Source organism: Streptomyces sp. NBC_00377 (genome assembly GCF_036075115.1).
GTDB lineage: Bacteria > Actinomycetota > Actinomycetes > Streptomycetales > Streptomycetaceae > Streptomyces.
The window spans coordinates 6,548,511-6,568,949 of sequence record NZ_CP107958.1 but is presented as its reverse complement, the minus strand read 5'-3'; the positions used below and the strand labels follow the sequence as shown (position 1 = coordinate 6,568,949).

15 protein-coding genes are annotated in these 20,439 nt (G+C 71.9%); 10 read left to right on the top strand and 5 right to left on the bottom strand.

The window, feature by feature from the left end:
• Positions 1–13: 13 nt before the first annotated feature.
• Positions 14–1,654 carry an alkaline phosphatase D family protein gene (locus OHS71_RS29135; protein ID WP_328482287.1) on the bottom strand — a complete coding sequence of 547 codons (1,641 nt, stop codon included), beginning with the start codon at positions 1,652–1,654 and terminating at the stop codon, positions 14–16.
• A gap of 158 nt (positions 1,655–1,812) precedes the next feature.
• Here OHS71_RS29135 and OHS71_RS29130 point away from each other — a divergent pair, with 158 nt between their 5' ends.
• The gene (locus tag OHS71_RS29130; protein WP_328482286.1) at positions 1,813–2,682 is read left to right on the top strand and encodes an SDR family oxidoreductase; all 870 of its coding nucleotides are present in this window, start codon (positions 1,813–1,815) and stop codon (positions 2,680–2,682) included.
• 282 nt (positions 2,683–2,964) lie between these two features.
• Here OHS71_RS29130 and OHS71_RS29125 read toward each other — a convergent pair whose 3' ends face one another.
• Positions 2,965–4,200 (bottom strand): D-alanyl-D-alanine carboxypeptidase family protein, encoded by a 1,236-nt coding sequence (locus tag OHS71_RS29125; RefSeq protein ID WP_328482285.1) that lies wholly within the window; start codon positions 4,198–4,200, stop codon positions 2,965–2,967.
• 224 nt (positions 4,201–4,424) lie between these two features.
• On the opposite strand from OHS71_RS29125, the gene OHS71_RS29120 reads away from it, so the two are divergent.
• Both OHS71_RS29120 and OHS71_RS29115 read left to right on the top strand, forming a co-directional pair.
• The gene (locus tag OHS71_RS29120) at positions 4,425–5,900 is read left to right on the top strand and encodes an ABC transporter permease (RefSeq protein ID WP_328482284.1); all 1,476 of its coding nucleotides are present in this window, start codon (positions 4,425–4,427) and stop codon (positions 5,898–5,900) included.
• A 77-nt stretch (positions 5,901–5,977) separates the two neighbouring features.
• Positions 5,978–6,673 carry an ABC transporter ATP-binding protein gene (locus OHS71_RS29115; protein WP_328482283.1) on the top strand — a complete coding sequence of 232 codons (696 nt, stop codon included), beginning with the start codon at positions 5,978–5,980 and terminating at the stop codon, positions 6,671–6,673.
• Between the two features lie 82 nt (positions 6,674–6,755).
• On the opposite strand, the gene OHS71_RS29110 is transcribed toward OHS71_RS29115, so the two are convergent.
• On the bottom strand, positions 6,756–7,082 hold the full coding sequence (locus tag OHS71_RS29110) for a nuclear transport factor 2 family protein (protein ID WP_328482282.1): 327 nt from the start codon (positions 7,080–7,082) through the stop codon (positions 6,756–6,758).
• A 168-nt stretch (positions 7,083–7,250) separates the two neighbouring features.
• Between OHS71_RS29110 and OHS71_RS29105 the strand changes: the two genes are divergently transcribed.
• From OHS71_RS29105 to OHS71_RS29085, 5 genes are all read left to right on the top strand, one after another.
• Entirely contained in the window at positions 7,251–7,796 is a 546-nt protein-coding gene (locus OHS71_RS29105; protein WP_328482281.1) for a DoxX family membrane protein, read from the top strand.
• 437 nt (positions 7,797–8,233) lie between these two features.
• Positions 8,234–8,641 (top strand): MazG-like family protein, encoded by a 408-nt coding sequence (locus OHS71_RS29100; RefSeq protein WP_328482280.1) that lies wholly within the window; start codon positions 8,234–8,236, stop codon positions 8,639–8,641.
• Positions 8,642–8,877: 236 nt separating this feature from the next.
• Complete coding sequence (locus tag OHS71_RS29095) at positions 8,878–9,747, top strand: hypothetical protein (RefSeq protein WP_328482279.1); 870 nt, start codon at positions 8,878–8,880, stop codon at positions 9,745–9,747.
• Entirely contained in the window at positions 9,747–12,185 is a 2,439-nt protein-coding gene (locus OHS71_RS29090) for a bifunctional serine/threonine-protein kinase/ABC transporter substrate-binding protein (RefSeq protein ID WP_328482278.1), read from the top strand. The genes OHS71_RS29095 and OHS71_RS29090 overlap by 1 nt, the downstream gene beginning before the upstream one ends.
• On the top strand, positions 12,185–14,440 hold the full coding sequence (locus OHS71_RS29085; protein WP_328482277.1) for a bifunctional serine/threonine-protein kinase/ABC transporter substrate-binding protein: 2,256 nt from the start codon (positions 12,185–12,187) through the stop codon (positions 14,438–14,440). The genes OHS71_RS29090 and OHS71_RS29085 overlap by 1 nt, the downstream gene beginning before the upstream one ends.
• A 58-nt stretch (positions 14,441–14,498) precedes the next feature.
• Here the strand turns inward: OHS71_RS29085 and OHS71_RS29080 are convergent, their stop codons facing one another.
• Positions 14,499–15,968: an APC family permease gene (locus OHS71_RS29080; RefSeq protein WP_328482276.1), complete on the bottom strand. Its 1,470-nt coding sequence runs from the start codon at positions 15,966–15,968 to the stop codon at positions 14,499–14,501.
• Between the two features lie 23 nt (positions 15,969–15,991).
• Entirely contained in the window at positions 15,992–16,690 is a 699-nt protein-coding gene (locus OHS71_RS29075) for a FadR/GntR family transcriptional regulator (RefSeq protein WP_443047084.1), read from the bottom strand.
• Between the two features lie 198 nt (positions 16,691–16,888).
• Here OHS71_RS29075 and OHS71_RS29070 point away from each other — a divergent pair, with 198 nt between their 5' ends.
• Complete coding sequence (locus tag OHS71_RS29070) at positions 16,889–18,355, top strand: amino acid permease (protein WP_328482275.1); 1,467 nt, start codon at positions 16,889–16,891, stop codon at positions 18,353–18,355.
• Positions 18,356–18,576: 221 nt separating this feature from the next.
• On the top strand, positions 18,577–20,427 hold the full coding sequence (locus OHS71_RS29065) for a DUF262 domain-containing protein (RefSeq protein WP_328482274.1): 1,851 nt from the start codon (positions 18,577–18,579) through the stop codon (positions 20,425–20,427).
• Positions 20,428–20,439: the final 12 nt, after the last annotated feature.

The following is a 20,439-nucleotide window of genomic DNA, read 5'->3' as shown; positions in this document are numbered from 1 at the left end:
GGCCGCGCGGTTGTCAGGCCGGCTTGAGCCCCTGGTCGCCGACCTCCGTCACGAAGGACGCGGCCGTGGTGAGGGGGGCGCCCTGCCGGGTCACGTACGGGACGGTCTTGAAGTCGGCCCGGGCGAGGTCGCGGCCGAGGGAGACGGTCGCGTAGCCGCGCAGGCCGTTGTAGAACTTCAGGTGCGGGTTGGCGGCCATGAACGTGGCCCAGTTGGCGGGCTTCTGCGAGCCGTTGCCGCCGCTGGAGACCGACGAGGTGACGATCTCCGTGCCGAGCGTCTTCGACGCCTGGTCCGCGAAGTCGCGCTTGATGTCGAAGCCGTAGTGCACATGCACGTCACCGGTGAGGACCATCAGGTTCTCGACGCCGGCGGCCTGCGCGCCCGCCAGGACCCGTGTCCGGGAGGCCGGGTAGCCGTCCCAGGAGTCCATGGAGACCTGGGAGGGCACGGCGGTGGAGTTGTACCGCCGGGCGAAGGTGACCTGCTGCGGGACGATGTTCCACCGGGCGCGCGAGCGGTGCCAGCCGTCGATCAGCCACCGCTCCTGGGCGTCGCCGGTGAGGGTGCGGGCCGGGTCCTCGGAGTCGGGTCCGGGGAACTGCCAGCCGTCGCCGTACGCCTGGTCGGAGCGGTACTGGCGGGTGTCGAGGACGTCGAGCTGGGCGAGCCGGCCCCAGTGCAGGCGCCGGTAGAGGCGCAGGTCGGGGCCGTCGGGGAGCTGCGGGCGGCGCAGGGGCTGGTTCTCCCAGTAGGCGCGGTAGGCGGCGGCCCGGCGGATCAGGAACTCCTCGGCGGGATCGTCGTTCTCCGACACCGCGCCCGCGTAGTTGTTCTCGGTCTCGTGGTCGTCCCAGGTGACGACGAAGGGGTGGGCGGCGTGGGCGGCCAGCAGGTCGGGGTCGGACTTGTACAGCGCGTACCTGAGCCGGTAGTCGTCCAGGGTCACCATCTCGTGGCCGTAGACGGCGGGCACGGTCCCGGCCGGGTAGGCGCGGGCGCCTCCCACACCGCTGACGGCGTACTCGTAGAGGTAGTCGCCGAGGTGCAGGACGACGTCCACGTCGTCCTCGGCGAGGTGTTTGTACGCGGTGAAGTAACCCTGGTCGTAGCGCTGGCAGGAGACCACCCCGAGGGTGAGGGCGGCGGGCGAGGCGCCGTGGCCCGGGGCGGTGCGGGTGCGGCCGGTACGGCTGATCCAGGTGCCCGCCCTGAAGCGGTAGTAGTACGCGCGGTCGTCGTCGAGGCCGTCGACCTGCACGTGCACGCTGTGGCCGAACTCCGGGTGCGCGAGCGTGGTGCCGCGTCTGACGGTCCGCCGGAACCCGGCGTCGCGGGCCAGTTCCCAGCGGACGGTGACGCGCTTGGCGGGCAGTCCGCCGTCCGCCAGGTAGGGGGCGGGCGCGAGGCGGGTCCACAGGAGGACGGAGCCGGGCCCGGGGTCGCCGGAGGCGACGCCGAGGGTGAAGGGGTCGTCGGTGAGCCGTGCCGGGTCGAGTTCGGCGGCGGCCGCGGTGCCGGCGGCGGGCAGGTTCACCGTGAAGGCGAGCGCGGCGGCGGCCGCGGTGCCGGTCAGGAACCGGCGGCGCCCCAAGTGACGTGCTGCGGCGCGGAGTTCGGGGGTGTACGGGGACTGGTGTGCTGCGGGTGTCATTCCGGTCCTCCCCTGGGGAATGGCTGCACCACGCATTGGAGTGGCCGCGGACGGCCCCGGGGAGTCATCGGATTGGCGCGTACACAACAGTCGGATGGCGGAGGCGCGCGTTCCGCCTACCGGCTGCGCGCGGTGGGGCTCACGTACGCTGCGGGCCCATGAATGCCGAGCCCACCGGGAACACCGGGAACATCACGACCATCCAGGTCACCGAGGTCAGCGCGGACGCCGAGGCCGGCGCGGACACCGAGGTCAGTGACGGCACCGATCGGAACGCCGGCCCGGCCGGGGTCGCGCTCGTGACGGGCGCCGGGTCCGGGATCGGGCGCGCGGTGTCCGTGGAACTGCTGCGCGCGGGCTGGTCGGTGGCGCTCGCCGGGCGGCGCCCGGAGACCCTGGAGGCGACGGCCGCACTGGTCCCCGGGGGCGCGAGTCTCGCCGTACGGACGGACGTCTCACGCCCGGAGGAGGTGGCAGCCCTCTTCCGGGCCGTGCGCGAGCGCTTCGGGCGGCTGGACCTGCTGTTCAACAACGCGGGCACGTTCGGACCGGGCGGCGTGCCGTTCGAGGAACTCCCCTACGACGCCTGGCGGCACGTGGTGGACACCAACCTCAACGGGGCGTTCCTGTGCGCGCAGGGGGCGTACCGGCAGATGAAGGACCAGGTTCCCCGGGGCGGCCGGATCATCAACAACGGGTCCGTCTCCGCGCACACGCCCCGCCCGCTCTCGGCGCCCTACACGGCGACCAAACACGCCCTCACCGGTCTGACCAAGTCCCTGTCGCTGGACGGCCGGGCCCACGGCATCGCGGTCGGGCAGATCGACGTCGGCAACGCGGCCACCGACATGACGGCACGGATGCAGACGGGCGCGTTGCAGGCCAACGGGGAGACCGCCGCGGAACCGGTGATGGACGTCGCCGACGTGGCGCGCACGGTGCGGCACATGGCGGAGCTTCCCCTGGAGGCGAACGTGCAGTTCGTGACCGTGCTGGCGACGGCGATGCCCTACGTGGGGCGTGGCTGAGGGAACGGCCGGCGAGTGTGCGGCGCGCCGGTCGCCCACGGATAGTCAACTCCTCAACCTGCACAAGCGGAGTTTGACCGTCCGCGCCATTGCGGCCGATGACGGATCTATGCTCAACTCTTCTGCACAAGAACTTCACACTTGAAGCACGACAGTTCCGCACGGGACGACCTCGAGCCATCTCCAGGGGGGTAGGGGCAGGCGTCCCATGGCGCCGGGTGGGGGTGGACCTCGCCGGGACCGCGAGGTACGCACCGGCGCCGTGGGACGCCTGCCCCACCGTCAACCGGCCGACGGTGTCTCCCGGTCGGCCGGAGGAACCGCACCCGGGACCGGCCGCACCCCACCGTCACGGCGCCGGCGCAGCGCGTACGTCCCGCCCCCCATCAGCGCCACCGCTCCCGCCGCCCCGCCGAGCACGCCCCAGCCGTCCGGGCCACCGCCCGCCGACGACGCCCGGGCACCGCCATGCGGCGCCTCTCCGGCGGACCCGCCCGGCCCGCTCGCCCTGGCCCCGCCCTCGCTCAACGCCTCGACCAGCGTTCCCACCGCCCGCACCGAACTCCCCTGCGCGAAGCCCCAGTCGAGCAGCGCCGCCGTCTCCTCGTAGACGGCGTTGTGACCGCTCCTCGGATGCAGCACGCTGACGACCAGGGTGCGTCCCGCCCGGGTCGCGGCCCCGGTGAAGGTGTTCCCGGCGTTGCTGGTGAACCCGTTCTTCACCCCGATCAGTCCCGGGTACGGAGTCACCCCGTGGGTGCCCGACAGCAGCCGGTCGGTGTTCTCGATCCGGAAGGTCCCGCCGCCCCCGGCCGGGAAGCGGGCGGCCCTGGTCCCGCAGTAGGCGCGGAAGTCGGCGTTGCGCAGCCCGTGCCGGGCGAACAGGGCCAGGTCGTAGGCGGACGACAGCTGGCCCTCGTGGTCGTAACCGTCGGGGCTGACGACATGGGTGTCGAGCGCCTGGAGGTCGGCCGCCCTCGCCTGCATCTCGGCGACCGTCCTCGCCACCCCGCCGTTCAGACGGGCGAGCACCTGCACGGCGTCGTTCCCGGAGCGCAGGAACACGCCCTGCCACAACTGCTCGACGGTGTACGTGATCCCGGCCTTCACGCCGACGAGGCTGGAGCCGGACGGGATGCCGGCCAGGTCCGCTTCGGTCACCGAGTAGCGCTCGGTGCGCCCGAACCGGTCCAGCAGCGTGTCCGCGAACAGCATCTTAAGCGTGGAGGCGGGCGCGAGCCGCAGATGCGCGCGGCAGGAGGCGAGCACCTCGCCGCTGTCGTGGTCGGCGAGCAGCCAGGCCCGGGCGGTCAGCTTCCCCGGCAGGGCGGTGCCCCCGTTCACCTGGACGCCGTCGGCGACGAGCCGCGCGCCGCCGACCGCCGCGCCGGACACGGCGGCGGCCGGGCCCGCGGCGAACGGCGCGGCGGTCAGAGGCACGGCGGCCGCGAGGGCCAGCAGGGAGCGCCGGGACAGGCACGGCGACGAGCCCGGGGACGGGCGGCGGAATGCGAGCACTGCGGGACCGTACAAGGGAGTCCGGGGTAGAAGGAAATCCCCACTCAACCCCTGCCACCTGGGAAAAGCCCCTCCACAGCCTAGGAATCAGCTGTCTCAAGGAATTCTGATACGGCCGTCCGCATTCTCAGTTCTCACACATCCTTTACTCAGGACGGCTCAAAGGTTCCTCCCTAGGTTGTGGCCGCGCCCACAGCGGGCGCCAAGAACCTCAGAGGAACGGGATGTTTGGCATCTATCTCAAGCGTGAACTGGGCCGGCGCAAGAAGGCCGCCCTGGTCATCGCACTGGGTCTGGCGCTCGGAATCGCGCTGGTCATCACCGTCAACTCGGTGTCGGCCGGCATGACGCAGGCACAGGACAAGGTCCTGCAGTCGCTGTACGGCCTCGGCACCGACATGACCGTCACCAAAGCCCGCACGGCCCCCACGGCCAACAGTTCCGGGGGCCCCAGATTCGAGTTCGACGCCTCGTCCGAGGACGACGACGCGGAACAGAGCTCCGACCGGGTGATGACGCAGGGCGGGCAGGCCCTGAAGGCCGCGCTCGTCACGCAGGTCGCCGGCCAGAAGGGCGTGGCGGCCGCGGTCGGCGCCCTCACCCTGAACGTCACCAAGGTCGACGGCTCCTTCACCCAGGGCAAGGCGCAGAGTTCCACCGGCACGAGCGGCGGCAACGGCGGTCAGGGCGGCCCCGGCGGCGGCAACGGCGGCGGGTCCACCGCGGCCCCACAGGTCCAGGGCGGCGGCGCCTCCTTCGACGTCAACTCGTACTCCGTGGCCGGAGTCGACGTCACCGGCCAGGACCTCGGCCCGCTGGCGACCTCCAAGATCACCTCGGGTGTGACGTTCACGTCGGCGCAGACGAACGCCAAGGTCGCCGTCGTCAGCAAGTCGTACGCCAAGGAGAAGTCGTACAAGGTCGGTTCGACACTGACGATCTCCGGCACCAAGTACAAGGTCATCGGCATCGCCACGCCCGACAGCAGCGACTCCGCCACGGACGTCTTCCTGCCGCTGAAGCAGGCGCAGACCCTCGCCGACGCGGCGGACCAGGTCACCACGATCTACGTCAAGGCGACCGACTCCCAGCAGATCGACACCGTCAAGGCGACGATCCAGAAGAACATCTCCGGTACGACGGTCACCACCTCCGCCGACCTGGCCGAGACCGTCTCCGGTTCCCTCTCCACCGCCTCGAACCTGGCGACCAGCGTCGGCAAGTGGCTGTCGGTCGCCGTCCTCGTCGCCGCGTTCCTGGTGGCCGCGCTGCTCACCTCCTCGGCCGTGTCCCGCCGGGTGCGCGAGTTCGGCACCCTGAAGGCGCTCGGCTGGCCCAGCCGCCGGGTGACCCGGCAGGTCGTCGGCGAGTCCATGGTCAACGGCCTCCTGGGCGGCGCCCTGGGCATCGGCCTGGGCCTCGCGGCCGCCTACACGGTGACCGCGGTCAGCCCGAAGCTGACCGCCGAGCTCGGCAGCACCGGCGGCGGTGGCGGCATGGGCGGCGGCCCGGACGGCGGCGGCCCCGGTCAGCGGTCCGCGGCGAACACGATGGAGATCGCCCTCTCGGCCCCCGTCTCCGTCACCACGATCGCGCTCGCGGTGGGCCTGGCGGTCGCCGGCGGACTGATCGCCGGCGCGATGGGCGGCTGGCGCGCCTCCCGGATGCGCCCGGCGGACGCCCTGCGCAGCGTCTCCTGACCCGCGCCCCGACCAGTCGTCACATCCTCCGTCACTCCCCCGCGGAGGACGGAGAACACGGAGAACCCGGAGACCCCATGTACAACCTCACCGGCGTCACCAAGCGCTACACGCGCGGCAAGGAGACGATCGAGGCGCTGCGCGGCATCGACCTCACGATCGCGGACGGCGACCAGCTCGTCATCCAGGGCCCCACGGGCGGCGGCAAGTCCACGCTGCTCCAGATGATCGGCGGCCTCGACCGCCCGTCCGCGGGCAGCGTCGAGCTGGACGGCGTCGACCTCGCGCGCGTCAGCGAGGCGAAGCTGACCCGGCTGCGCGCCGAGAAGATCGGCATCATCTTCCAGTCGTTCAACCTCATCCCGACCCTGACCGCGCAGGAGAACGTCGAGACGGCGCTCGTCCCGCTCGGGGTGAAGGGCGCGGAACGGCGCGAGCGCGCCGCGGAGGCACTGCGCTCCGTCGGCCTGGGCGAGCGCCGCACCCACGCCCCGGCGGAACTCTCCGGCGGTCAGCAGCAGCGCGTCGCGATCGCCCGCGCGCTCGTCAAGAAGCCCAAGGTGCTGCTCGCCGACGAGCCCACCGGCAACCTCGACGAGGGCATGCGCGACGAGATCATGGAGGTGCTCGAAGGGCTGTGGCACGAGTACGGGCTGACGTTCATCATGGTCACCCACGACTCGTCGATCGCCCGCCGGGCCCCGCGCCTGGCCACCATCAAGGCGGGGCAGCTCACCCTGACGGAACAGGCGGCCACCGCCCGCTCCTGGTGAACCACCCCGACCCGAAGGGCCGTTGACCGCCTTCCCGGCGGTGAACGGCCCTTCACCGTCGAGTACCGGTCGCCGACAGGCCCTACGCCTGACCGGTCTCGAAACGGGAGATCCGGCCGTCGTCCTCGACGACGAAGCTCCATCTCGTGCGCATCTCGCCCCAGGTGTCGTTGCGGTAGTCGGCGAGGAGGGCACGGCCGCCGTCCGACTCCTTCGTGACGTCCATGTGGCCGCGCGAGGAGAAGATCTCCCGGTCGGCCCACTGGGCGAGGTCACGATCGGAGCCGTCGTCCGCCATGGTCGCGTCGGGGGTGAGCAGGCTGCGGAAGGCCTCCTCGTCATGGGCGTTGACGGCGGCGACGAAGGCACGGACGGCCGGGTCGCTGAGTCTGTCGGTCTGGATCGCCATACGGGCCACACTCACACCGCTGTCCGGGCCCCGCCACCCGAACGGCGTCCAGGACGGGCCGGACGGGTGTGAGTGGTGCGACGGTGGAAACGCGGAGGGGGCTGCTCCTGTCTTGTCTGTTCCGTTCCCGTTCTTCCACGTCCGCGCTTTTCTGCTCAGGGAGTCACCGTGACCTGCTACGACCGACGTGATCTGGGATTGCTGCTGCTCCGACTGGGCACCGGCGGAGTGCTGGCGGCGCACGGCGCGCAAAAACTGTTCGGCTGGTTCGGCGGGCACGGTCTGGAAGGGACCGGCCAGTTCATGGAGTCCGTCGGCTACGCACCAGGCAAGGCCAGCGCGACGGCGGCCGGCCTGGCGGAGGCCGGCGGCGGCACACTGCTGGCGCTGGGCCTGGCCACCCCGGCGGCGGGCGCGGCCGCGGCCGGCGCGATGGCGGGCGCCTCCGCGGTACACCTCCCCAACGGCTTCTTCGCGCAGAACGGCGGCTACGAGCACGCGGCCTCCCTGGGCCTGGCCGCCGCGGGCCTCGCCATCACGGGCCCGGGCCGCCTCTCCCTCGACCACGCCCTCGGCCACCTGGTCGACCGCGGCTGGATGGTCCCGGCGGCGCTGGGCGCGACGGCGGCGGCGACGGCCGCGGTCATCGGCATGCGCGCCAAACGGCTGCGCCGACGGGAACAGGGGGAACAGGAAGCGCTGTTCGAGGAGTAACCGGACCCGCGCGGCCCCGGACGCCCGACAAGAGCCCCCCGGCCCACGCTGCCCCGGACGCCGAATCGGCCCGGCCCGACCAGCCCTCCGGCGCGGGATTGCGGCCCCCGGATGCAGCACCTCGGCCTTCGGCCCGGCGCGGGAAGCGGAGCTGCGCGACCCCGAAAACGGGACTGTGCGACGCCGGAACGGGACTGCGCGACCCCGAGAACGGGGCTGCGGCCTGCGGAGCGGGACCGCGCCGCTCGGACGCCGCATTCCGGCCCGGTCCGCAAAGCCAGACCGTGCCGCCCGGACACGGGACGGTGGCCTGCCGCGCGGGACGGCGCCTCCGGACACGGGACGGTGGCCTGCCGCGCGGGACGCCGTCTCCGGGCACGGGCCCGTGATCCCTGGACGCCGGGACTGCGGGTCCGTGGGCCTGACACGCTTCGTCCATGAGCACCGAGCCGCAGCCCCCGCAGTCCGTGCCCACCGGACCCCACGCCCCTGTGGGCCCCGCCGGTCTCTGGGCCACCGTCGACGCGCTGTCGAGCTGGCTGGACGCCGACCGGGCGCACGGCGGCCGGGAGGGCCTGCTGCTGCGGCTGCTGAAACTGTCGGAGGAGGTCGGTGAGGTCGCGCAGGCCGTGATCGGGGCGACCGGCCAGAACCCCCGCAAGGGCGTCACCCACTCGTGGGAGGACGTCCAGGGCGAACTGTGCGACGTGGTCATCACGGCACTGGTGGCGCTGCGGACCCTGACGCCGGAGGCGGAGGCGGTCTTCGCGCGGCATCTGGCACGGGTGGCGCGGCGATCCCTGGCGAGCGCGGACGATCGGCCGACGCAAGAACCAGCGCCCTGACCTCGGGAAGGCCGAGGAGACGGGAGCCCCGCCGCGGCCGCGAGGACGGCATCGTCGTTCCCCCGGCACAGCCGGTCGCGAGACGCGGCGCCACGCACGGCAGTTGTCCACCGCGTCCACGGGGGCCGTGCCGCACTGAAGACCGAACTCCGTTCACGGAACCGTCCGTCCACTTCTCGCGTACCTCTGTACGATCACCGCACGCGAAGCGGGGGCGCTGAGGCGGAGGGGCGGGCATGGGCGACAACACAGGCAGACGCAGGACGACTTGGCCCTTGGGGGCGACGTGGCCCTTGAGGGCCGCGGCGTCGGCGGCCGCGGCAGCCGTGCTGCTGGGCGGCTGCGGCGCGGGGGACGACAAGGCGGCAGAGCCGAGCCCTTCGGCGTCCGCCCGGACCCCGGCGCCGTCCGCGTCCGGCTCGCCCTCCTCGCCCGCCTCCTCGCCGGGCGGCGGCACCGCGTCGCTGTCGCCGTTCGAGGCGGCCCCCGCCGAGGTGCCCCGGACGAGGCGGCGGGCCGAGACGGTGGCGCAGGCGGTCGCGCTGCGGCCGGCGGACTGGGGTGCGGGTTTCCGTGCCCAGCAGCCGGCCGCGAGCGCCCCCGGCACCGTCGCCGTGCTCGACCAACAGTGCCGCTGGCAGCGCCGGCCCCTTCCCTCGAGTGTGCTCGCCTCGCTGTCCCGCTACAGCGAACTGCCGGGCTCGGGCGGCAGGGGAACGCTGAAGGTGACCGCGGCGGTGACCGTGCACGCCGACGTCACCGCGGCCGACCAGCAGTTGTCCACCACCCTGGAGGAGGCGCTGCGCTGCCGGGTCCAGCAGGTCCGCACCGACGAGCGGATAGCCGGGCTCATGTCGGCCGCCAGTCCCTACGGCCAGGGCGGCAACACCTACGCCGACGATCAGGTGGTGGAGATAGGCCAGTACCTCTCCGGGACGAGCGCACAGACGTACCGCTGGTTCGTCACCCGGCTCGGCACGGTCACCGTGGGGGTGTCGGTGATGGGCGCCAAGGGTTATACCAACGACGAGTTGGGCCAGTACGCGTCGGCCGCCGCCACCAAGATGCTCGACCGCGTGAAGAACCAGCTCGGAGGGAAGAACTGATGGAGCCGCTGCGTTCTTCCGACCCCGCGCGTATCGCGGACCACCGCCTGCTCGGCCGGCTCGGCGCCGGCGGCATGGGCGTCGTGTACCTGGCGCGCACCCCGAACGGCGCCCTGGTGGCGCTGAAGGTGCTGCTGGCCGAGTACGCCGAGGAGCCGGGCTTCAAGGAGCGGTTCCGCCGCGAGGTCGAGGTGGCCCGGCAGGTCCACAGCCCGTGGGCGGTGCCGCTGGTGGACGCCGACGCAGACGCCGAGGCGCCCTGGCTGGCGACGGCGTACGTACCCGGCCCGTCGCTGGGCGAGGCCGTGGCCGCGTACGGACCTCTGATGGAGCCCGGGGTGCGGCTGCTCGGGACCCGGCTGGCCCAGGCCCTGGGCGAGGTGCACCGGGCCGGGCTGGTCCACCGGGACCTGAAGCCGGGCAATGTACTGATCGCCCATGACGGTCCGCGGCTCATCGACTTCGGCATCGCCCGGGCGCCGGAGGACACGGCGCTCACCGCGACCGGAATGGTGGTCGGCACCCCCGGCTATCTCTCGCCCGAGCAGGCCACGGGACCCGGTGGCGACGACATCGGGCCGGCGAGCGACGTGTTCTCCCTCGGCTGTGTGCTGGCGTTCGCGGCGACCGGCCGGGCGCCGTTCGGCGGCGGAGCGGTCGACGCCCTGCTCTACCGGGCCGTGCACGATCCGGCGGACCTCGACGGGGTGCCGGCGGAGCTGCGCGAGGTGGTGGAGGCCTGCCTGGAGAAGGATCCGGCCCGGCGTCCGGACGCGGCGGAGCTGGTGCGGCGTTTGACGACCGAGGGCAGCCTGCCGAACCAGCAGGCAGCCGGGGGCAGTTCACAGGACCGGCAGGCGGCCGACGGCGGTCCACAGGACCCGCGGGCGGCCGACGGCGGTCCACAGGACCCGCGGGCGGCCGACGGCGGTCCACAGGACCCGCGGGCGGCCGACGGCGGTCCACAGGACCAACAGGCGGTGGGGTGGCTGCCCGAGGCGGTGACCCGTCTGATCGCCGAGCGGTCGGCGGCCGCGCTCGCGCTGCCGGACATCGAGCACACCCAGGTCCCGGCCACCGCCTCGGCGGGACCGGGCACGGCAGCGGGGGGCCTCCCGGAAACCGCCTCCGACGTGCAGGACACGCCCCCTGACCCGGCCTCGGCCTCGGCCTCGGCCGACCAGGCTTCGCCGTCCGGGCCGCAGGACGCGCGACCGACCGGCAGACGCCGTTTCCTGCTGCTCGCAGGCGGGGCGGTGGCGGTCGCGGCGGGTGCGGGAACGGCCTGGTGGGCGGCGACCCGCGACGACGACGCGAAGGACGACAAGCCCGCGGCCGCGCGACGGCCCGTGCACACCCTCGCGCTGCACGGCGACCTCAGTGGCCCGCAGCGCGAGTCGGGAAGGGCTCAGGAACGCGGACTGCGGCTCGCCGTCGCCGAGTTCAACGCGCGTGGTGACGCCCCGTTCACCGTGAAGGTCAGGGCCGTCGACGACAAGGGCGATCCGGCGGCCTCGACCCGGCTCGCCGCGGAGCTCGCGGACGACCCGGCGGTCCTCGCCGTGGTCGGCCCGACCACCGACGCGACCGCCCAGGCGGCGCTCGCCAAGTACGACGCCGGACTCGTGCCGGTCGTCGCGGTGTCCCCCGGCAGTGTCAGCCTCGTCATCCAGGGCTTCCGCTCGTTCCTGCTCGGACGGCTGCCCGACTCAGTGCTCGCCCTGTACATGAGCAACTACCTGCGTGGCACGGCCCGTTCGCGCAAGGTCGGGCTTGTCGTCGACCGTCCGGCAGGCAATTACGGGACGGATCTCGGCACTTCCCTCAGTACTCAGTTGAGCAACGCACAGCAGCCGGCGGTGCCGGAGGTGGTCAGCGCGATGCGTCACGACTTCGGCACCGCGGTGGACGCGGTGCTCTCCGCGGGCGCCGACTCCGTGTTCTTCGCCGGGCTGCCCGACCGGGGCGCGCTGATCGCCGCGACGCTGAGGCAACGCGCCTTCCGGGGCGCGCGCGTGTCCGGGCCGGCCCTGCTCGACGGACGATTCCTGACGGGTGCTCAGGAGGCAGCCGAGGGCTGGGTGATGGTGGCTCCGGTCGTCGACCCGACCCGCAAGCCCGAGGCCGCGAAGTTCGCCGCCTCCTACCGTGCGCGCTTCAGGGAGGCTCCACCCCGGTACGCGGCGGAGGCGTACGACGTGACCGGGATGCTGCTGAAGGCCCTGTCCGGGCTGCCGGCGAAGAAGCGCACCCGGGAGAACCTGCTCAAGACCGTGCAGACGGGGAAGTACGAAGGCATCACGAAGGCGTTCGCCTTCGAGCAGACCGGCGAGATGGCCGGGACCGGCCTGATGGTCATCGACGGCACCGGGGGTTTCCTCTGGCAGGTCGAACAGGGTGACTTCGTGTACGGCGGCCCCGCGCCGCTCACCGTCTGATGGAGCCGCTGCGCGCCGGCGACCCCTCCCGGCTCGGACGCTACCGTCTGCTGCGGCGCCTTGGCGCGGGCGGGATGGGCGTCGTCTTCCTGGCGCGGGCGCCGGGCGGAGCGATCGCCGCGGTCAAGACGGTCCGTGCCTCGTACGCCGACGAGCCGGGCTTCCGGGCCCGGTTCCGCCGCGAGGTGGAGGTCGCCCGGCGGGTGGACAGCCCCTGGGTGGTCCCGCTGCTGGACGCCGACGCCGATGCCGACACTCCATGGCTGGCGACCTCGTTCGTGCCGGGACCGTCGCTCTCCGAAACGGTGGACACGTTCGGACCGCTCGCCCCGGCCTCGGTGCGGGTGCTCGGCGTCCGGCTCGCCGAGGCGCTCGACGCGGTGCACGCGGCCGGTCTCGTGCACCGCGACGTGAAGCCCGGCAACGTCCTGCTGGCCCCGGACGGGCCACGGCTCATCGACTTCGGCATCGCCCGCGCCCCGGAGGCGACGGCGCTCACCTCCAGCGGCATGATCGTCGGCTCGCCCGGCTTCCTCTCGCCCGAGCAGGCGCGGGCGCGCGGCGGGGAGATCGGCCCGCCCAGCGACGTGTTCTCGCTGGGGTGCGTGCTGGCGTTCGCCGCGACGGGGGTACGGCCGTTCGGTGGCGGCGGGGCGGCCGGCATGCTGCTGCGCACGGTCTACGAGGATCCCGACCCCGCCGCGCTGCCGGACGACCTGGCTCCGCTGCTGAGGGCCTGTCTGGACAAGGATCCGCCGCGCCGTCCCACCCTCGCCCGTCTCCGCGAGGCCCTCGGGGAGACGGAGGCCGGTGGAAAAGGCTCGGAAGGGCCGGACGCCCGCCCCGCCGGGCCGCCCGGCTGGCTGCCCGAGCCGGTCATGCGGCTGATCAACGACCGGTCCGCCGCCGTGCTCACCCTCGGCGCCATCGAGCCGACGCAGGTGTCCGCGCCCGCGAACCCCGTGTCACCGGTAGCACCCGTGTCACCGGAAGCCGCGACGCTGACGGCCGTCGCGGCCGCCCCGCCCGCCGTGCCGGGCATCCGCCGCCGCAGCTTCCTGCGCCTCGGCTCCACCGCCGGGGTGCTTGCGGCCGGCGGCGGCGGTGCCTGGTGGTGGAGCACCCGCTCCGGGACGCCGACGGCGCCTCCGTCGGGCGCGAGCCCACGCCCGGAACTGGTCGTGGCGTTCCAGGGTGATCTGACCGGGGCCCACAAGGAGAGCGGGAACGCCCAGCTCAACGGTGCCCGGCTGGCCGTCGAGCAGGTCAACGCCAAGAGCGGCCGTCCCTTCCGCCTGAAGCTGATCCCCTACGACGACGGCGGCGACCCGACCCGGGCCGGGAGCCTGGCCGGACGGCTGACGAAGGACGCCGCCGTCCTCGCGGTGCTGGGGCCCACCACCGACGCCTGCTTCCTCAGCACGGAGGCCTCGTACACGAAGGCGACGATGCCGGTGGTGTCCGTCTCGGTGGACGTCAATCTCGAGGGCAGGTCGTTCGGCTACAACCAGTTCCGCTCCCATGCGGCGCTGCATGTCGAGAGGAGTCTGCTCGCCGCCCCCTGCATCGGCTACCTCGGCAACCACGTCGACGCGCGGAACGTGTTCCTGGTGGACGACCGGGCGCAGGGCGACACCGCCTGGACCCTGTGCGACCTGGCCCAGCAGGGGCTGCGGAAGTCCGGCCGGGACACCACCCTGAAAAGCGTCCCCGCCGGGAAGATCGACTACGCCTCGCTGGCCGCGGCGGTGATGTCCGCGGGAGCGGACTCGGTCATCTGCACGGGGGACGCGGCGCGGACCGCCGGTCTCGCATCCGCCCTCAAGGCCGCCGGATTCACCGGAACCGGCATGGCGACGGAGCAGGCCTTCGGTCCGGCTTTCCTCACCGCCGCAGGCGCCGCCGCGACCGGCTGGGTCTTCGCCACCTCGTTCGTGGACCCCGCGGCCCGCCCTTCCACCCGGGCTTTCACCGCTGCCTACCGCGCCCGCTTCGGCGCGGCCCCCGGCTGGTACGCAGCGGAGGCCTACGACGCCGTGATGTTCCTGGCCGATGCCTGCAACAAGAACGGCTCGGCGGTGCGAGAGCGCGGCGCGATCGCCCGCAGGCTCCGCGAGGTCGCGCACACCGGGATCACCCGCACCGTCAAGTACCGGCAGGGACACGGCTTCAACGACGACGCGATGTTCGACTACCAGGTGACCGGCGGCAGGTTCCGCTACCTCGGCCAGTACCTGGAGGCGGCGGTCTCCTGACCGCGGAACCGCGCGCCCGCCCTCTCGGCGGGACGACCCGCGGCCGTCACCGCCGTCCTCACTCCGCGTCGGCGACGACCGATCCCACCCGGTCGGCCAGGCCCGGGTCGCGTCGGACCAGGAGCGTCGCGTAGCAGACGGCCGCGAGGAGGGTGGCCGCGGCCGCGTACGGGAACCAGCTGTACGGGGCGGGCTGTCCGGGCTTGGCGAGGTAGTACAGCGGGACCAGGACGGCGAGGGCCCCGACCGCCGGCAGCACCAGGTGCCGCAGGATCCGGAACTCCTGCGGGCGGTATCTGCGGTAGTACAGCGGCAGCGCGATGTTGGACGCGAGATAGACCAGCAGGATCAGGATCGCGCCCAGACTGGAGGACTCGGCGAAGAAGACCACCGGGTTCATCTGACCTCCGTCCCCGAACAGATGCCCCAGGCCCCATCCCGCGATGATCAGCAGCGCGGTGGCGGTGAAGGTGACGATCGCGTTGTTCGGCGTACGGCGGGTGGGATGGACGTACCCGAAGAAGGACGGGAGCAGCCCTTCGCGTCCGGCGTTGAACACCAGCCTCGCCTGGGAGTTGATGCCCGCGATCAGCACGCCGAGGGTGGAGGTCAGGCCGCCGAGGTAGGCGAGGAGCGCCAGCGCCCCCAGCGTGTGCTGGGCGACGTCGATGAAGGGGATCCGGGAGTCGCCGAGTCGCTGCACGTCGTAGCCGAAGCCTGTCACGGTGGCGTAGGAGAAGAGGATGTAGCTCACCGTCATGATCGCGACGGAGGAGAAGACGGCGCGGCCGACGTTGCGCCGCGGGTTCTCCGTCTCCTCGGCCAGTGCGGCCGAGTTCTCCCAGCCGATGAACAGGTACACCGCCAGCGGGAAGCCCGCCGCGAGGCCCTTGACGCCGTGGGTGAGGTGGGAGGGCAGGAACGGAGCGAGGGAGAGGTCGCCCCGGTGCTCGACGATCGCCGCGACCGAGACCACGACCAGCACGAGCATCTCCACGCCGAAGAAGTAGCCGGCCCACTTGGTGGACACCACGATCCCGCGCAGCATCAGCACCACCGCCAGCCCGGTCAGCAGCAGCGTCCAGAGGATCCACGGCAGGTCGACGCCGGTGTAGTGGTGCAGGGTGATCTGCATGAACCCGCCCGAGATCGCGATCACGGAGGCCATGGCGATGATGTAGCCGAGTCCGGCGAGCAGGGCCGTGGTCACCGCGCTGACCGGCCCGAAGGTCTTGCCCACGAAGGTGGTGAAGCTGCCCGCCGAGGGGTGCGCCCGGGAGAACTCGGCCAGCGTGTTGCCGAACAGCGCGACCGCCACCCCCGCCGCCACGATGGTCAGCGGGGAGGCGACGCCCGCGGTGGTGGCCAGGAAGGCGAAGCCGAAGAAGAAGCTCATGGCCGGGCCGACGTTGGCCATCGTGGCGGCGGCGATGTCCGCCATGCCGAGGACGCCGCCGCGCAGCCGCTGCGGGGTGCCGCCGGCGGGGCCCGGCGTCGGCGACGGTCCGGCGGGTCCGGGGTCAGACATGGCGACAGCTCCCTTCCGGGGGGTCAGTTCGGTTCGGCGTGCCGGTGTGCCTTCACCGCTCGTACCGCCGGGTCCATCGCGCCGCGGCCGAGTTCGTCGAGCAGGTCGGCGTGGCAGCGGTTGCGGGCCCGGACGACGGCGGGGTCCGGCGCGGGCCCCAGCAGGCACTGCTTGCCGAGGAGGTCGGCGGCGAACTCCCTGATGCCGGCGCCGCCGAGCGTCTCCGCGAGGTCGAGGTGGAAGCGGGTCTCCAGTTCGAGCAGCCGGGCCGGGTCGTCGGCCAGGTCCATCTCCTCGACCATGGCCCGCAGCCCGTCGAGCCCGCCGTCCGGCAGTTCGCCCGCGGTGTGGGCGACGAGCCCGCACTCGAGCAGCAGGTGGAAGGAGTCCAGTGCGGCCGCCTCGTCGGCGTCGTACATCGCGGCGACGACCTCGTCCCAGTCCGCCGCGACGAAGGTCCCGCCCGCCCGGCCCCGACGGCGGTCGAGCAGGCCGTCCTGGCACATGACCTCCAGCGCGCGGCGCACGGTGATCTCACTGATCCCGAGTTCTTCGGCGAGGACCCCCGCGTCCGGCAGCCGGTCTCCCGGCGACACGGACCGCAGCCGCACCCGCAGGGCGATCCGGGACCGGACGAGTTCCGCTCCCGTGGGGCCCCGGCCGGCCAGGACACGCGTGTCCCAGCCGCTGTAGGGGCCGAACTTGCCCGGTGCATTCACCACGGCGCCACCTTAACGGCCTGGCGAGCGGGGTCACGGTGTGGTCCACAGAGGGCTCCCGGAAGAGAGGGTTCCGCGCTGCACGAAAAATAGAGCAAGGTGAACAGTTAAACAAGTCTTGTTCTTTTGGATCGTACTGAACTAATTTCCAGACGCCCCCCTGGTCCTTACTCCCTGTCCGCACTTCCCCTGGATGTCGAGATGACCACAACCGTCCCCAGAACCCCTCCCACCGAGCCGGGCAGGTCCGGCGGATCCGGCGAGCCCGGCGGGTCCGGCGGCCTTCAGGCCGGACTCAAGAACCGCCACCTGTCGATGATCGCGATCGGCGGCGTCATCGGCGCCGGCCTGTTCGTCGGCTCCGGCTCCGGCATCGCCGCCGCCGGCCCCGGCATCCTCGTCTCGTACGCGCTCGTCGGCGTCCTCGTCGTCCTCGTGATGCGCATGCTCGGCGAGATGGCCGCGGCCAACCCCACCTCCGGCTCGTTCTCCGCCTACGCGGACCGCGCGCTCGGCCGCTGGGCCGGCTTCACCATCGGCTGGCTGTACTGGTTCTTCTGGGTCGTGGTGCTCGCCGTCGAGGCGACCGCCGGCGCCAAGATCCTGGCCGGCTGGATCCCGGCCGTGCCCCAGTGGGGCTGGGCCCTGATCGTCATGATCGTCCTCACCGCGACCAACCTGGCCTCGGTCAGCTCCTACGGCGAGTTCGAGTTCTGGTTCGCCGGCATCAAGGTCGTCGCCATCGCCGCGTTCATCGTGCTGGGCGGCCTCGCCCTCTTCGGGCTGCTGCCCGGCTCCGACCACCCGGCGAGCGGCTTCTCCAACCTCACCGCGCACGGCGGCTTCCTGCCCAACGGACCCGGCGCGATCCTCACCGGCGTCCTGATGGTCGTCTTCTCCTTCATGGGCAGCGAGATCGTCACCCTGGCTGCGGGCGAGACCGCCGACCCGCGGGCCGCCGTCACCAAGGCCACCAACAGCGTGATCTGGCGGATCGCGGTGTTCTACCTGGGCTCGATCCTGGTCGTGGTGTCGCTGCTGCGCTGGGACGACCCGGCGATCCTCAAGGACGGTTCGTACGTCGCCGCCCTGAGCTCCATCGGCATCCCGCACGCGGCCCAGATCATGAACACCATCGTGCTGACCTCGGTGCTGTCCTGCCTCAACTCCGGCCTGTACACCGCCTCGCGCATGGCCTTCTCGCTCGGCCGCCGAGGCGACGCCCCGGCCGCCTTCGGCCGGACCACCGGGCGCGGCGTCCCCCGCGCCGCCATCCTCGCCTCGGTCGTCTTCGGCTTCGTCGCCGTCGCCTTCAACTACCTCTGGCCCGACACGGTCTTCCAGTTCCTCCTCAACGCCTCCGGCGCGATCGCCCTCTTCGTCTGGCTGGTGATCTGCTTCTCCCAGCTGCGGATGCGCAAGATCATCCAACGGGAGTCGCCGGAGAAACTGGTCGTCCGGATGTGGCTCTACCCCTACCTGACCTGGGCGACCATCGCCCTCATCACCTTCGTCCTCGGCTACATGCTCACCGACACGGCAGACGGCGGCGGCCGCGACCAGGTGGTGCTGTCGACGGCGGTGGCCCTCGCCGTGGTGGCCTTCGCGGTGGTACGGGGGCGGGTGTCGGGGAGGAACAGGGCGCAGGACACGGTTCCCCTGCCCTGACGATTTCGGGCGGGACGGCCCGGACCGTTGTCGGTCCGGGCCGACGTCTGGTCCAGGCGGACAACGGTCCGGTCCGTCCCGCAGGATGCGCCTGCGGGAAACCCGCGCGCGTTCGATGGAATTCGGCCGCACTCCGCTCGCGGGAGGCGGGTTCACCGATCGGCCTGAGACCGGGCCTGGAGATCTATACCGTGGTGTGAACGCGAGTGATGTGGGGGGCCATGAGAGCGGACACCGTCGATCTGCGGCGCATCTTCGGTAGGGATATCCGGTACACGGTGCCCTTGTTCCAGCGGCCGTACGTATGGACCAGGGACGACAACTGGGCAGCCCTGTGGGAGGACATTCGCCGCACCGTCGAGCGGGTCGAACGGGCCGCGCAGACCGGGGACACGGTGGCGCCGCATTTTCTGGGCGCGGTGGTCTTCGACGAGACGCCCTACCTTTCGTCGAACCTGGAGACCCGGCAGGTCATCGACGGCCAGCAGCGGCTCACGACACTTCAGCTGTTTCTGTTCGCGGCCCGGCTGTCGGCGACGGCACTCGACCACGAGAGGTCGGTGCGACTGCTGAGCAAGTTCCTGGAGAACGACGAGGACCTGTTCGACAGCGGCCGGCATCCGGACCACCGCTACAAAGTGTGGCCCACCAACGCCGACCGCGACGAGTTCCGCTCCGTGATGCTCGGAGAAGGAGGAGACGGCCGTCTCGCTGGGGCTGTCGCCTATTTCCAGCAGGAGATCGACGCGTGGCTGTCGGAATGCCCTGAGCCGCACGAACGCCTCGGAACGCTCGTACAGATGATGCGGGAGCAACTGCGTCTGGTCATCATCGACCTGGAGGAGCACGACGACGCGCAGGTCGTCTTCGAAACGCTCAACAGCCGCGGTACGCCTCTGGAACATGCGGATCTGATCAAGAACCTGCTCTTTCGCAACGCCGAACACTCCGGAGCGGACGTCGACCGGCTCTACAAGGCCTACTGGGCTCCCTTCGACCAGGACGAGTGGCGCACCGAGCAGACGACCGGCCGCATCACACGCAGCCGCCTCGACGTCTTCCTGACCTACTGGCTCACGATGCGCACAGGGCGCGAGTTCACCGCTTCCTCCCTGTTCAAGGAGTTCGAGCACTGGCTGAACTCGGCCAGCGCTCCCAGCGAGGACGTCTTCGCCGAACTCGCGCGGTACGCCGAGATCTACGACCTGATCGACCAGCACCCACTGCACGGCGTCGAGGGCCGTTTCCTTTACCGAATGAAGGTCATGCAGACCTCCACCCCGATGCCCCTGCTCCTTTTCCTGTACGGCCTCGACGACGCCGTACTGCCGGCGGAGCGGCGGCACCGTGCCATCCGGGCGATCGACAGCTACCTCGTCCGCCGGGCGATCCTCAACCTGAGCAGCCGCGACTACAACAACGTCTTCCGTGACCTCGTCACAGCCGCGTCCCGGCAGCCCGAGCACGCGGACGAGGTGATCATCAAGGCGCTCTCAGCCATGCAGGGCCATCACCGCCAGTGGCCCACGGACACGGAGTTCCGTACCGCACTGGAACAAGACCCGATCTACACCCGCCTCTACCGCCACCGCGTCCGCATCCTCCTCGAAGCGCTGGAGGACGAGCTGCGTACGGACCACACCGAGCAGCTCACCGTCCCTGTCGGCGAGCAGCTCGGGGCGAAGCTGACCATTGAGCACGTCATGCCGCAGAGCTGGCGCGACAACTGGCCTCCCCTCGAAGACGATCCCTCCGAGGGCGCCGACCGCGACGAACTGGTTCACACCCTCGGCAACCTGACCCTGGTCACAGCCCGTCTGAATCCCGCGCTGGGCAACATGGCCTGGGACGACAAACGGAAGTGGCTCGGCGAGCACAGCCTCCTTAGACTCACCCACGGGACACTGCTCAATCCGCCGCCGACCGCCGAGATCAACGGCTGGGCCTCTGCCTGGAACGAGCATCGCATCAACGCACGAGGCGCCCATCTCGCATCGCTGGCTCTGAGTATCTGGCCGCTGGCAGACCAGCTGCTCGCAGTCCCGGTGACGCTGGAGCTCGACAACAGGTGACGTGGGCGTTCC